This window comes from Candidatus Villigracilis saccharophilus, assembly GCF_016711665.1.
The window spans coordinates 26,865-40,614 of the sequence record NZ_JADJSO010000006.1 but is presented as its reverse complement, the minus strand read 5'-3'; the positions used below and the strand labels follow the sequence as shown (position 1 = coordinate 40,614).

Sequence of the window (13,750 nt, the reverse complement as noted above, 5' to 3'; positions counted from 1 at the left end):
AAGTTTATCCATTGTTATCTCTAATTACATTCTGAAAACGCCGAAGCCGCCTTCTTCTTTTGGCGAATTCAAAACGATTGATAAAGCTAATCCTAAGACTTGCCTAGTTTCATCGGGAGCAATGACTCCATCATCCCATAATCTTGCGGAGGAGTGATAGGGACTGCCTTCGGTTTCGTATTTCTCCAGGAGTGGACGTTTGAACTCGTCCGCTTCTGCCTGGCTGAGAGTTGGTTTGCCTTCTCGAGCGAGTTGATCTTGTTTGATGGTTAAGAGCACATTCGCGGCTTGTTCCCCGCCCATGACGGAGATGCGCGCATTGGGCCACATCCACAGGAAGCGGGAGCCGTAGGCGCGGCCTGCCATGGCGTAGTTGCCTGCGCCGAAGGAGCCGCCGATGACGAGAGTCAATTTGGGGACGCGGGTCGTGGCAACGGCATGAACCATCTTCGCGCCGTCTTTGGCGATGCCGCCTGTTTCGTATTCCTTGCCGACCATGAAGCCTGTGATATTTTGCAGGAACAGCAATGGGATTCCGCGCTGGTCGCAGAGTTCGATGAAGTGAGTCCCTTTGAGCGCGGACTCGCTGAACAGCACGCCGTTGTTGGCGATGATGCCGACGGGGTATCCGTGGATGCGGGCGAAGCCTGTTACCAGCGTGGTACCGTAACGCGCTTTGAACTCGCGGAACTTGGAACCGTCCACGATGCGGGCGATGATCTCGCGGACGTCGTAGGACTCTTTGAAGGTGCGCGGCAGGACGCCGTACAATTCGTCAGGGTTGTATAAAGGTTCTTCGGGGGGAGCAACTTCCAGCGCGGAAAGATGCGAGCGCGCCAACGCGTGTCCTCGGGGCAGAGTCTCTACGATGCTGCGAAGAATCTCGATGGCATGATCATCATCCTCGGCGAAATGATCCGCAACACCGCTCTTGCGGGTGTGGACATCTGCGCCGCCCAATTCTTCGGCAGTGACATCCTCGCCCGTGGCGGCTTTGACGAGAGGCGGGCCGCCCAGAAAAATAGTGCCCGCGCCTTTGACAATGATGGCCTCATCGCTCATCGCAGGGACGTACGCGCCGCCCGCGGTGCAGCTGCCCATGACGGCGGCGATCTGCGGAATGCGCTTGGCAGACATGCGCGCCTGATTGTAAAAAATGCGTCCGAAGTGATGCGCGTCGGGGAAGACCTCATCCTGCAGCGGCAGATACGCGCCGCCCGAATCGACAAGATACAAACAGGGCAGATGATTTTCCTCGGCGACCTGCTGCGCGCGCAAATGCTTTTTGACGGTCATCGAAAAATACGAGCCGCCTTTGACAGTGGCGTCGTTGGCAACGATCATCACTTCGCGGTTGGAGATCCGTCCGATGCCTGTGACGATGCCCGCGCATGGCGCTTCGTTGTTATACATGTTGGTTGCATGCGGCAAGCGCGGAGAGTTCGAGGAAGGGCGCGCCAGGGTCGAGCAGACGTTCGATGCGTTCGCGCACGAAGAGCTTGCCCTGTTCTTCATGTCGCTTGCGGTATTTCTCGCCGCCGCCTTCACGGACGAGGGCAAGCCGCTTCTTCAATTCACTCGCGAGGGCGCGGTTGTGTTCTGCATTGGCTTTGAATTCGGGGGATTGCGGGTCGAGCGCGGAGGAGAGAGTTTCCATGGGATCCAGTGGGTAGTGGTCAGTGGATAGTGGATAGTTTTCAGTGGGGTGAGTCTAGCATAAAAAGGGGGGATGAGGAATGAGTGATAAGTAATGAGTAACAAGTAAAAAGGACTCGGCGAAGGGCTGAGTCCTTTTTGTCAGGTTGGGATTTAATCGCGAGGAGCAGAGGACGCGGAGAAGAAATCTCCTCGCGACCCCGTATATGTTTGTTATCAGGAGATTGCTTCGGGCTTTCACACCTTCAAACTTGTTCTAACTTTTCTAAAAACCGTTCCGCTTCTTCATACGCCACCTTGTAATAATACGGCGGACCGTCGCAATAGGCCAGCTTCAGCGCGGACTCGGCATATTCCTTTGCCTTGACTTTATCCTTCTCCTGCTCCAGCGCGTATTGGGCGAGGAAGAGATTCACATCCGCCCCCTGCAACACGTACCCGCTGCGCTCCGTGATCACCAGCGCCTCGGACGCTTTTTCCTGCGCGTCTTTGAGATCGCCCTGCTTGTAACGCAACCGCGCCAGGTCGAGCAGGATGTCGGCTTCTGCGTCAACCGCATTGATTTGCCGACAGAGATTGAGCGCTTTGGACAGGTTTTCTTCTGCCAGAGTCAAATCGTTATTGGCGCGATATGCTGCGCCGAGTAGCCAGTAGACACGAACATAATCACGGGGAACATTCATACGTGTGCGTGTTGTTTCATCTGCCAATTCAAGAGCGCGTTGGATGCATTCAATTGCCGATTTACAATTTACGATTGACGATTGGGGATTGGCACGCGCCATCAGTAGGAAACGCAGGGCGCGGTATGACCATGCTACACCTTGCATTTGAATTTTTTTATCTTTGCCAGCCATCTCAAGAAATATTGAAAGTTCTTGTTCTGCTTCATTCCACAATCCGCACGTAATAAAAACGCGCGACAGGTGAGAGTGATCACTTGCTTCCTCAAATTTATTATCTATTTCTCTGCATAAATCCATAGCGCGACGCAGGTTACGCTCCGCGTCGCTTAACGCACCGATGACCAGTTGCTGTCCCGCCACGTTCCCCAGCCCGATGGCGAGATGTTCCTTGTTTTTCGTTTTATTCTCGTAAATATCATTTGTCATTTCACGCAGTTTCACAGAGTAATACGGCTGACCACTCATTCCATAAGCAGCACCGAGGGCATTGAGAGTGAATGCTTGGGCGCTTTCATCTTTCAGACGCGGCAGTTTATCTTCACCGTCAATAAATAAAGCGCGTAAAAGTTCAATGCGTAATTGATAAGCGCCAAATTGATAATAAGTTGGTTTGTTAATTCGGTCATAAAACAACTTCACTGCCTCATCCAGATTCCCCGCCCTAAGCATGTGATGATACAGTTCGATGACGGGCGTGAGGTCTTCCAGCGTTTTCACGTTCTTGTTCGTCACGGGCATGACGTCAACAAAGTGCATGGCAAGTTGGACGTGCGCCTCTTTGCGCCGCTTTTCGTTGGTGAAGTGGTCGTAGGCATAATGCCGCACGATCGGGTGCATATCGTAGCGTCCGGTCTCGCCCGCGTATTGCAGTAGTCCGCGCTTGCGCAGGTCAAGCAGGGCTTTGTCCAGGTCGGGGCTGGGGAACACCTTTTTGAGCACGGCGTATTCCATTGAGCCGCGAAAGCAGGAAATCTTGCTCAGCAAATCCATGCGCTCGGGGGCTAAACTTTCATACGCGCGTTCCAAAACGTGATGCCGTCTGGCTCTCACGTCCTCGAAGATTTCCAGATTCTTCACCGCCGCAATATCGCCGCGCTGCGCGAAGCGATGGTCTTCGTTGATCAAACCGACCAGCAGGCTCAAACTCAACGGGTGATAGCCATACGTGGCGCACACTTCGACGATCTCCGCGCGCGTGGCTTGTATCCCTTCGTTGTGGAAGTACGTCACCGCGTCCTCGGGCGAGAAGGCGGAGAGCGACTCATCGCGGCAGCCTTTGAGCAGTTTGCCGTCGGCGCTCTCCAATGCGCGCGGACACAGGCGCGTGGTCATCAAGACTTTGGACTTCATGCCCGCGCCGCTCAAGCCGCGCAGGAAGGTTTCCGTCAGCGGGGAGGAGCAATCGCGCTGGGATGGGTCAATGTCGGCATCTTCATCATCACTTTGCAGCGCGGCATCCATCCGCCCGTATTGACGCAGCAAGCGCTCGAAGCCGTCCAGCACGATCAGGATGTTCGTCCCACGCATCGCTTCCAGCAGATCATTGACCTGCTGCCGCGCGGACTCTTTGACCTCCACGCCGAGATGTTTCAGCGTCTCCGCGAGAAAACTCTCAAAGCCCGATTCCTTTTCATAGAACGACCACCAGACCGCCGTCTGCCATTTTGTTTTATCAACGTTATTGTTGAACCATTGCCATGTCAAAATTGATTTGCCAAATCCCCCAAGTGCGCGCAGGATTAACAAATTATCTTTATCATTGCTCAACCACTCATCGAGCATTTCCAACTCTTTGACTCGACCTGTAAAATTCTCGATGTCGCCATAACGATGACCGAAGAACCAGCGTATGTCCACGGGGATTGGCGGCGGGTTGACGGGTGAACCAAGCGCCTCAAGCAATTGTTTCCAGGCGATGTCCCAATCATCTGGATTGTAGAAGTTGACGTAGGTGAGATAACTATTTGGAGAAAAAAAACAACAAAAAAAAAGGAAAAAAAAAAAAAAAAAAAAACAAACCGGAAAAAAAAAAAAAAGGGGGGGGGGGGGGGGGGGGCCCCCCCGCCGGGAAAGCCAAGCCAGGGGGGGGAACCCCCCCCCGGGGGGGGCCCCCCGCGCCCCCCCCCCCCCCCCCCCGGCCCCCGGGGGAAAAAAAGAAAAAGGGGCCCCCCCCCGGAAAAGCCGGGGGCCCCCCCCCCGCGCCAACCAACAGCGGGGGAAAAAAAAAAAGAAAAAAAAAGGGGGGGGCCCGCCCCCCCCCCAGGCCGACCCGCCGCCCCCCCCCCCCCCGGGCCCGCGCCCCCGCAAAGAAAAAAGGGGAAGGGCCCAACCCCCCCCCCGGGGGGGCGCCCGCCCCCCCCCCGGCGGGGGGGGGCCCCCCCCCCAAACCCCCAAGGCCCGGGCGGCGGCCCCCGCGGGGGGGGGGGGGCGGCCCCCCCCCCCCCCCCGGGCCGGGGGGGGGGGGGAAGGGGGCCCCCCCCCCCCCCCCCCCCCCCCCCCCGACCCCCCCCCCCCCCCCCCCCGCCCCCGCCCCCCCCCGCCCCCCCCCCCCCCGGGGGCCCCCCCCCCCCCCCCCCGGGAAAAAAAAGGGGCCCCCCGCCCCCCCCCCCCCCCCCCCCCCGCCCCCGGGGGGGAGAGCCCCCCCCCCCTTTCCGGGGGGGCCCCCCGCCCGGGGGGCGCCCCCCCCCCCCCCCCCCCCCCCCGCCCCCCCCGCCGCCCGGGGGCGGGGGGGCGGGGGCCGGCCCCCCCCCCCCCACCGGCCCCCCCCCCCCCCAAAAAAAGGGGGGGCCCGGGGGAAAAAGCGGGGGAGCGGGCCCCGCCCCCCCCCCGGCCCCGGGCGGGGGGGGGGGGGGGGGGGGGGGGGCGCCGCGAAAGGGGGCCCCCCCCCGGGGGGGAGAAAGAAAAACGCCGGGTTTGGCCCCCGGGGCCCCCCCGCCGCCCCAAAAAACCCCCGCAACGCCAAAAATCCCTCCCGCCCCGGGGCCCAGGGGGGGGGCCCGTCCCGGCTACCATGAAATTTCCAACGGCAGGTCGCATTTTTCTTTCAGCATTGGCACAACGCGAGTTTTTCGATTGGCAGGGTCAAGCGTTTGCGAGATCAGGCTCTCGAATTCCGTCCAACCGCTTTTCAAATAAGCCTCGGTCAAAACCAAAAGCGTGTGTTTGCTTTCCAGAATTCCATCGCGCATATTTTTGATGGCAGGCTTGCCGATTTGAAAATCACGAAAATCAATGCAGACTTTCAGTCCCGCTTTTTCCAAAGCAGACAGTAAATCCTTCCGCACCCAATCTTTGTTTGCGGAACTATATGAAATAAAAACGTCGTATTTGAAATCATCTGCCATAACCACCTGCCCTCGCAATGAAAAAGCGTCTTCGCTATTATACGATTAAAGAACGGACGGGATATCCCGTCCGCGTTGCAGATGCCTGTCTATTATGGCATCAAATCCACCATGCCCAAAAGCAGCCCAAACCGAATCGCCGCAATCACTCCGCGATTCTCTCCATTTTATAAAAGAGCCGCCTGTGATACCATTCCCCGCATGAACTTTTCTGAGATCACAGATGATCTGTTTATTGGTAGCATGCCTTCAAAAGGTGACTACGAACAACTGCGCGCGCTGGGCGTGCGGCTCATCATTAATATGCGTTTCTCGCTTGCGCCGAAGCTTGATCTGCATGCTGAGCCTATACAAACCTTGTGGCTGCCTTCCATTGACAGTCCGTTCTTCCCAATTTCGATAACAAAGCTGAAGCGTGGTGCGCGGTCCGCGCTGGAAACGATCCGCGGCGGCGGCAAGGTGTACACGCATTGCGCTTATGGACGTCACCGCGGGGTGGCAATGGGCGCGTGTGTTCTCATCGCCCAGGGATTTGATCCGTTCGTGGCGATGCAGTTGATCAAGCAAAAACGATCAGTGGCGGACCCGGACGCGTTCTATATCCGGCCGAGAATATTAAGATTTGCAAGTCAATGGATGGAATAACTCCGTCTGGATCTAGTCTTGTTCGTTGTCAAAGCGCCGCATTAGCTTGCAGAGCATAAAACCCTGGGGAATAGTCCCGCCCGCCTATAGAAGACCGCCTCTCGTTTTTCATTGACACATCAGATGTCACGTGATAAAGTAGTGGCCTACACGGATACCAGTAGTTCGCTTTGGAAGTATAACCATCGGCTCATGGGTAACAGTCCATGAGCCGTTTTGTTTTGTCTGTTCTGGCGAAAGAACCGGGTCCTCCAATTTTTTAAGTTGCCATAGGAGGCAAACAATGTCAGAACGTATTATCGGAACAGTCAAATGGTTTAACGGAAGCAAGGGCTACGGCTTTCTTGCTCGTGAAGGTGGCGCAGATGTATTCGTCCACTTCTCCGCTATCCAGGGTGACGGTTTCAAAAACCTTGAAGAAGGTCAGAAAGTAGAATTCACCGTTGAGAAAGGCCCCAAGGGTCCGCAGGCTACTAACGTAGTTGTCGTCAACTAATTCGCACTGAAAACTAAAAACTGCCCGAGGCCTCAAGCCTCGGGCAGTTTTTGATTCCTGCTTTGCAGGAATGGATGCTTATTGTATAAAAGCCCATTTACGTCAAACGGGCTAAATTTCACTTCCATTACAACGCTTAAAAATACGGTATACTAATTAAGATTTTATGTCTATTCAAGTTCCATTTTGAGTTCGAAACAAGGATTCCTGCAAAACGGCATAATTCAAAGCCATCAAACGCTATTTTTACAATATACTTGATATTGTTTTTGTGAAAAAACAAACTTCAAGCATTTTTAAACCCGATATTCTTATCCAAAGTGTTGGCAGCCACTCGTTGAGATTCTTTTTTGCATGTATTGCATAATTTTTGTGGTATCCGTATATCGAACTGAGGTCGTTGGAAACTATGCCCACATATAACATATTAATTATTGAAGATGATGCCATTGTCGCAAAAACAATCGAACGCTGCCTGCGCGGGAATGAATACCGCGTTCAAGTGGTCAATACCGGGATAGCCGGTCTGCGGGCTGCGCGACGCAAAGTGCCGGATTTGGTATTGCTGGATGTCATGATGCCCGGTATGGATGGTTATACCGTTTGCAAAGAGATGAGGGACGACGCGTTTCTTAAAGAAGTGCCTATCATCTTTTTAACGGCAAAGAACAAGGTGGAAGATAAGATCGTCGGTTTGAGCGTTGGCGCAGATGATTATCTGGGCAAGCCCTTTAATGTGGATGAGCTGCTCTTAAGGGTAAAGGCGATCCTCCGCAGAACCAATCCTTCAAATAAGCAGCCCGTTGAAGTTGAAACAAACACTTCTTCAAGCGCCGATCGAAAAACCCGTCCGCTCGGACAGGCAGATGTTGATCCGGTTATTCGTATTGGAGAGTATTCCCTAAACACGCGCACCTACGAGTTTTCCAGCCCAAAGAAAGGGAAGTTTCGCCTTACGCCCGTCCAATACACATTGTTATATCATTTGATGACACATCCCAATAAGATCTTTTCGCCTTCGCTTCTCCTGGATGAAGTTTGGGATTATCCCTCGGATACAGGCAGCGCGGATCTGGTCCGCGTTCACATTAAAAATATTCGCGAAAGTATTGAAGAAGACCCGAAGAATCCAGTTTTTATAAAAACTGTTCAAGGATATGGGTATACCATTCAGACGGATGAATAGGATGCCCGATCAATAGTTCTGAGAATGCTGTTCAGGCGAACTACGGGTATCCATGATCTTTTTTGCACACGAAAATTATCCGAATACGATAAGACGGAATGCCGACGGGGGAATACAGCCTTCTGTCACTATTGTGTTTCTGGTCATCCATAAAAGCTGGGTGCAGACACTGCAAAAAACAGCGACTATTTGAACATCCCATATACCCTAATACACTGACGCTATTCGTGGAGAATTGCAATGCATGAGATTTCATATGATTCAATTGAACTAATGTTTCTTGAAACTTTAATAAATGAAGAGAACAAGCATAGCGATCAAAACACGATACAAATGGATGCCGTAAGCAGCATCAGCAGATATGTTAAAGCAGATGAAGCCCTGTTTATTCTTTTTGATTTTGAAAATCCTGATATGGCGGTGAAAAAACTGCTTGGTCCTCAACATACCTGGAAATCTGAGAGTACTTTTCTGGTAAAAGACAGCCGCCTCTGCAGCGCTGTGCCAGATACCCTGGTGGTACTTGATCATAAAAACCGCTCTGTCCTCGAATCTGACCCCGTAATTTATGATAGTTTCACAAACTCAATTGATGATGTTATTCTGGCGCCATTAAGTGTTGATAAAGCCACATTGGGGTTAATGATATTTACCAATCCCGAGTTTGATTTTGAAGATGAAAGACGAAGTAAATTTTTACAGCTTATGGTTAAGGGATTGGCGAATGCGATATTTTCAGTGGAGCACAACCGTCAATTAATAGTCAGCAAGGCAGACCTGGAAGCGAGTCAGTGGGAGATCCTGAATTCCCGAAATACGCTGCGAACATTTTTTGATAATATCCCCACCTGTGTATACATTGTTGACCGGTCTTATACCATCCTGGCGATAAACAGCCGACGCAGCGACCGTATTGGCAAGGCTCCAAATGAGCTCGTGGGAAGAAAATGTTATGAGAAGTTGTTTGGGAACTCCACTCCATGCGCCCTTTGTCGTATTGGCGAGGCATTTGACGGGGTGCCGTCCGTTCGCAACTTCAGAGAATGGGGCGCAAAGGAAACATTTGTACACTGGGAAATTACAACCGTCCCAATTCGAGAAAGCACAAATGTGATCAATCGTGCGATAGTTTTTGATGAAGATATCACCGAAAAATGGGTGTTGGAAGCAGGACTGATCCAATCAGAAAAAATGGCCTCGATCGGGCAGTTGGCTGCGAATGTGGCCCACGAAATCAATAATCCGCTGGCGGCGATCATTGCCAATGCTCAGTTGCTGCTGCGCGACCTGCCTAGCGCCGATGAGGATACGATCGAGTCGCTTAAGCTGATAGAAACCGCGGGTGTTCGCGCCGCGAAAATAGTGGGTGATCTGTTGGAAAGCGCGCGCAAGGAAAAAAGAGAGGAGTACGAAGAGATCTCTTTAAACGAAACAATTCAAAATGCGCTTTCAATGGTCAGCTTTGAAATAAAAAATCGTTCCATAACAGTTAAGCTCGAATTGGACGATAAGATGCCGAATATTTTCGCCCACAAAAACAAATTGATAGGCGTTTGGATCAATTTAATAGTCAACGCTTTGGGGGCGATAGAATCAACAAAGGGTGTAATTTCGATCTCCACCCGTTACGAAAAGCAGGAATACCAAATTATTTTTTCTGATAATGGAAAAGGGATTTTGCCGGAAAATCAAGAGCAAATATTTAAACCTTTTTTCACTACAAAAAAAGTCGGCACCGGTACTGGCTTGGGGTTATTTGTGAGTCTTCAGGTGATCAAAGAACACCATGGGGATATTCATTTTGAGACGAAGCCTGACAATGGTACAAGTTTCATCATCATCATACCCAATATCAAGCGGAACGAAGCCTGATTCTATTCGGTCTTGGTCAACTACTGGATCGCGCCAGGCGGAATCCCATGGATGGCGAAAGATGATTGGGTAAAACTCCCTCCCGCACTGCACAGCGGGCAAGTTTGCGTGAGTAATACCAGGCCCCGCCTCGTACCACATAACGTCCATTGGGTTTTATTTCTTCTCTGTTTGTATTAGGGCGGTAAGGATACGGCATAAACAGCGATTGAGTCCACTCCCAAACATTACCAACCATATCCGCCGCGCCGCACACACTATCCCCGCCTGGAGAATAAGATCCAACCGGGGTGGTTCCTTTTTTGTCACTCTCGACCGTGTTACAGCGCCACGGGTCAAAAGTATTTCCCCACGGGAATATCCGTCCGTCCTCGCCGCGGGCGGCACGTTCCCATTCTGCTTCAGTTGGAAGTCTATAATTCAATTCGGTTTTTTCGTTAAACCAACGAATATATGCCTCGACATCAAGCTTGGACACTCCAACTACAGGATGATCATCAGTGCCTTCAGGGTAGGTATACCCAGGCCAATTGCGTGGAATTCGGTGACCCAGATCCCAGATGAACGTATAATATTCCGCGTTGGTCACAGGATATTGAGCAATTTCAAAGGCGGGTAAGGTGACCAGATGTTGTGGTTGTTCGGCTACAAACAGATCGTTATCTGACCATTCATAGGCCCAGTCTGATTCTTTTAACTGTAATTGTTTAATATTGTCGTCGCTCGTGCCCATTAAGAAACTCCCCTTTGGAACTTCAAGCAATACAGAGGGCTTAATCTTATGGGGAGCTCGGGGGGCTACTTCCCATCCTTCGGCGTTCAACTTTGAATCAGTCATGTGATACCTTCCTTTTACAATTGATTGATAATGGAAGCATAAATCTTGAGTACTTTATCAATGTTCGCGCTCACATCCTGGCTAATTGCAAATAAAAATGGTTCCTTGCCGGCTTTTTTTTGATAAACGTCAAGTTGCTCGATAGTGCTTAAGATGGTATTTTTCCATGCATCTGGGGTGTTTTTTACCCATTGTCCATATTGTAATAGTTCATGAAAAGTTAATTGTTCGCTGGCGATCCATGGGGTCTTGGATATCATAAATTCAAGCAGTTTCGCTGTACTCAGACGAACATCGTAATTTCCATGGATAGGCGCGAGCCCAATATCCAACTTAAGTAAAATGGTGACCCACTCTTCAAAAGAGCGGGGATAATATATCTTTATCTGTGCCGGATCAATATCAAATTTCATGTCCGGACCTTTTTCCAGGTTACATAATATTAATTTTGCCTCTGGCCGCTTTTGGCATACATATTCAATGGCGGCTAACAGCCCGCTTTTCATAAGGCTGTCGTAATTTACGCTATTACCCAATCCAATCCAGACTTCATTTTCGTGGGTCTTATCCAAGACTGGGTATTGGTAGGTATTTATGTAATCTGGTATTTGATAAATGTTTGTAAATTGCGACCAATCATCCACGAGTCGAGTAGACGATACGGTGGCTGCGTCCACCATATTAAGTCCCCACTTGAATTGTTCTAGTGGGCTTGGATCAATAGGGGTGTCATCTTTGGCTGTCCAATCTTCCAAAGGCACCCCATGAAACCAAAATGAATATTCAGGCTTGTCGGCAGTCATGAAGTTGACTGCCTGGTCAAAATCCACGATCACCTTTTTATCACGCGCCTTCCAGTATTGAAGGGCGTTAAGAATCGGTCCGTATAAATAACGATAAATGACAAGAATATCAGAACCTGCACACATCAGTTGCGCATCCACCGTGTTTTGAGCAAAAGAGTTTATGTCCAATAAGTTTGCGCTATGAGAGCCGGTTCGATTGATCGCGTCAACCAGGTTGCGGCATCTTAATTGGACTCTAAGCTGATCTGTCAGGCAATTTGAATAAATATAGGTAATTACCACTTTAATGCTCCGCCATCAGGTGTGACGCGTCTTTTTTACTTGTATTGGTTAAGCGGTCAATAGCTTCCAACCATAACCTTCCCACATAATTCATTTCCCTGGATCTGGCAGCATGTTTACCCGCCTCCCCCAGGCTGCGGCGAAATTCATCATCCATGATGAGGTGTCTTAAGTTGAGATGCCATTCGTCAAGAGTCTCAGAGATGATTCCTCCGGCCTGCCAGCGGCGAAAAGAGGAGATTGGAGACGCGATCCATGGAATTCCCTTTGCGCCGGCTTCCACCAAGATCGTATCGGCTAGAGAGGTATTGTATGGAAGGTTACGCAAGGGGACTAATAAGACATCTATCTGACTTAATAGGTAGGGGAATTCCTCATGCGCAACAACCGGCAGATACATGCGTCGATTTTCCGGCAAATTCTCAAATAAACGATAAGCCTGTGGATTGCCGATAATCACGATGCGGGTATTGGGAAACTCGCGGACAATCCGGATGATAAAACGGCGAATAAACAACAGGTCTTCCAATTGACCGCTTGTGCCCACCCACCCAATATTTATGGTGCTGCGAGGATGCGTGCTTTTATTCCAAAGCTTATTTTGATGAGACCATCCGTCCGGGATGACGCAGACATTATCAACCAACACCTTTAAAGAATCAGCTTGCGCCTCGGACGGCACAGAAACCATGCTTGCCATCGAAATTGCGGAATTATACGCATTGCTCCTTGTCTGATTCCCCAATCCTTTTGTATTGTATTCATGGTGAGAGGCCGGCTGTTTCTCAAAATCGGTGTCAAGATCCACGATGATTGGGGTATTTCCAAACGATAAAGCAGAAAGGCTTTCAAGCAGCGCCGGGTTTGTATGTGGGTTACTTGTAATGACAATGTGCGGTTTTAGGTCCCGTCCAGAAACATATTCTCCCTTTTCTAAAACCTTGCAACCGTACGATTCCAATGCCGATTTGAGCAGGGTCATCCGGTTTGACTTTTTCTCAATATCCGGCAAAAGCATCAGAATATTTCCATTAAACTGAAGAGCGGGTAAATCATTATTCTCATCTTTCAGGGATTTACCATCTTCTTTTGCGACCAACTGGTAATCAATGTTAAGTTGAAGGCTGCGTAATGATTCGGCCAACTCGGACCGTCCATCGACATGAGCCTGCCGAATGTTCAATTCGATAAGTGCCGGGAGGAGCTCGTCAATTTCATCCAAATGTTTGGAAACCAACTCTGCAGGGTTTTCACTATTAAGGATCTTTTCGAGCAAGAGCGCTGCCCGCAGAATATCATTTTCATTGATGATTTGAGTTTTTCCAGTTAAACGCTGGAGTAAACGCGCAACTGCCGGCAGGTCGGTCGGGATAGGCTCTTCAATTCCGTTTTTATCATCAATTTCTTCCGCAAGGCTGATCTGGTGCTCGATGGTCTTATTTTGCGGATCCAATTGTTGAGCGTGCAAGTAGATGCTTTTTGCAGTTTTGCCATCGCCGCTCGCTAAATAAAAATTCCCAAGTATGTGAAGAGTTTCAAGATCATCGGGATAATCCACCAATATCTTGCTGAAAACATCCAGCGCATCGGCTAGCCGGTTGTCGTTCAAATAAGTTTTACCTAATATTTTTCTTACTTTTAATTCTGGTTTCATCAGGTTCACCAATTGAGCTTAAGATCGTTTCATGACGCTGAATTTTTATCCAAATCATAGCACTTCGAAACGGGTGCATGGTTTCTGCCGCAATGTGTAGGGTGGCTTTTATAGATATAGGGTCGTGATTCATCAACTGCGTGTTTAGTATAGTTTATTAATAAAATATATCCTATAAACCCTTTCTGAATATTGCGTAAAGATGGGATAAAAGAATTTATGCACAAATAATATCGATTTTATGTGCCATTTACTTACATTTCCCGGCATTAACAATAGAATTGC

9 protein-coding genes and 1 pseudogene are annotated in these 13,750 nt (G+C 50.3%); 4 read left to right on the top strand and 6 right to left on the bottom strand.

The features are described from left to right. Positions 1 to 24: 24 nt before the first annotated feature. From IPL17_RS03145 to IPL17_RS03135, 3 genes and pseudogenes are all read right to left on the bottom strand, one after another. Positions 25 to 1,657: pseudogene (locus IPL17_RS03145) on the bottom strand (carboxyl transferase domain-containing protein). A 244-nt stretch (positions 1,658 to 1,901) separates the two neighbouring features. Beyond that, on the bottom strand, positions 1,902 to 4,244 hold the full coding sequence (locus IPL17_RS03140; RefSeq protein ID WP_345305625.1) for a tetratricopeptide repeat protein: 2,343 nt from the start codon (positions 4,242 to 4,244) through the stop codon (positions 1,902 to 1,904). A 1,103-nt stretch (positions 4,245 to 5,347) separates the two neighbouring features. After that, positions 5,348 to 5,686: a toll/interleukin-1 receptor domain-containing protein gene (locus IPL17_RS03135; RefSeq protein ID WP_345305624.1), complete on the bottom strand. Its 339-nt coding sequence runs from the start codon at positions 5,684 to 5,686 to the stop codon at positions 5,348 to 5,350. A gap of 81 nt (positions 5,687 to 5,767) precedes the next feature. On the opposite strand from IPL17_RS03135, the gene IPL17_RS03130 reads away from it, so the two are divergent. The 4 genes from IPL17_RS03130 (at position 5,768) to IPL17_RS03115 (ending at position 9,885) form a co-directional block, all read left to right on the top strand. Further along, entirely contained in the window at positions 5,768 to 6,331 is a 564-nt protein-coding gene (locus IPL17_RS03130; RefSeq protein ID WP_345305623.1) for a hypothetical protein, read from the top strand. 283 nt (positions 6,332 to 6,614) lie between these two features. Continuing rightward, on the top strand, positions 6,615 to 6,827 hold the full coding sequence (locus tag IPL17_RS03125) for a cold-shock protein (protein ID WP_345305622.1): 213 nt from the start codon (positions 6,615 to 6,617) through the stop codon (positions 6,825 to 6,827). Between the two features lie 409 nt (positions 6,828 to 7,236). Beyond that, the gene (locus IPL17_RS03120; protein WP_345305621.1) at positions 7,237 to 8,013 is read left to right on the top strand and encodes a response regulator transcription factor; all 777 of its coding nucleotides are present in this window, start codon (positions 7,237 to 7,239) and stop codon (positions 8,011 to 8,013) included. A 240-nt stretch (positions 8,014 to 8,253) separates the two neighbouring features. Next, positions 8,254 to 9,885 (top strand): ATP-binding protein, encoded by a 1,632-nt coding sequence (locus tag IPL17_RS03115; protein WP_345305620.1) that lies wholly within the window; start codon positions 8,254 to 8,256, stop codon positions 9,883 to 9,885. Between the two features lie 16 nt (positions 9,886 to 9,901). Here the strand turns inward: IPL17_RS03115 and IPL17_RS03110 are convergent, their stop codons facing one another. The 3 genes from IPL17_RS03110 to IPL17_RS03100 are packed head-to-tail and all read right to left on the bottom strand — an operon-like array spanning position 9,902 to position 13,465. Next, positions 9,902 to 10,723 carry an SUMF1/EgtB/PvdO family nonheme iron enzyme gene (locus tag IPL17_RS03110; protein ID WP_345305619.1) on the bottom strand — a complete coding sequence of 274 codons (822 nt, stop codon included), beginning with the start codon at positions 10,721 to 10,723 and terminating at the stop codon, positions 9,902 to 9,904. Between the two features lie 14 nt (positions 10,724 to 10,737). Continuing rightward, positions 10,738 to 11,811, bottom strand: a complete 1,074-nt coding sequence (locus IPL17_RS03105) for a hypothetical protein (protein ID WP_345305618.1) — start codon at positions 11,809 to 11,811, stop codon at positions 10,738 to 10,740. 1 nt (position 11,812) lies between these two features. Next, complete coding sequence (locus IPL17_RS03100; RefSeq protein WP_345305617.1) at positions 11,813 to 13,465, bottom strand: hypothetical protein; 1,653 nt, start codon at positions 13,463 to 13,465, stop codon at positions 11,813 to 11,815. Positions 13,466 to 13,750 lie beyond the last annotated feature (285 nt).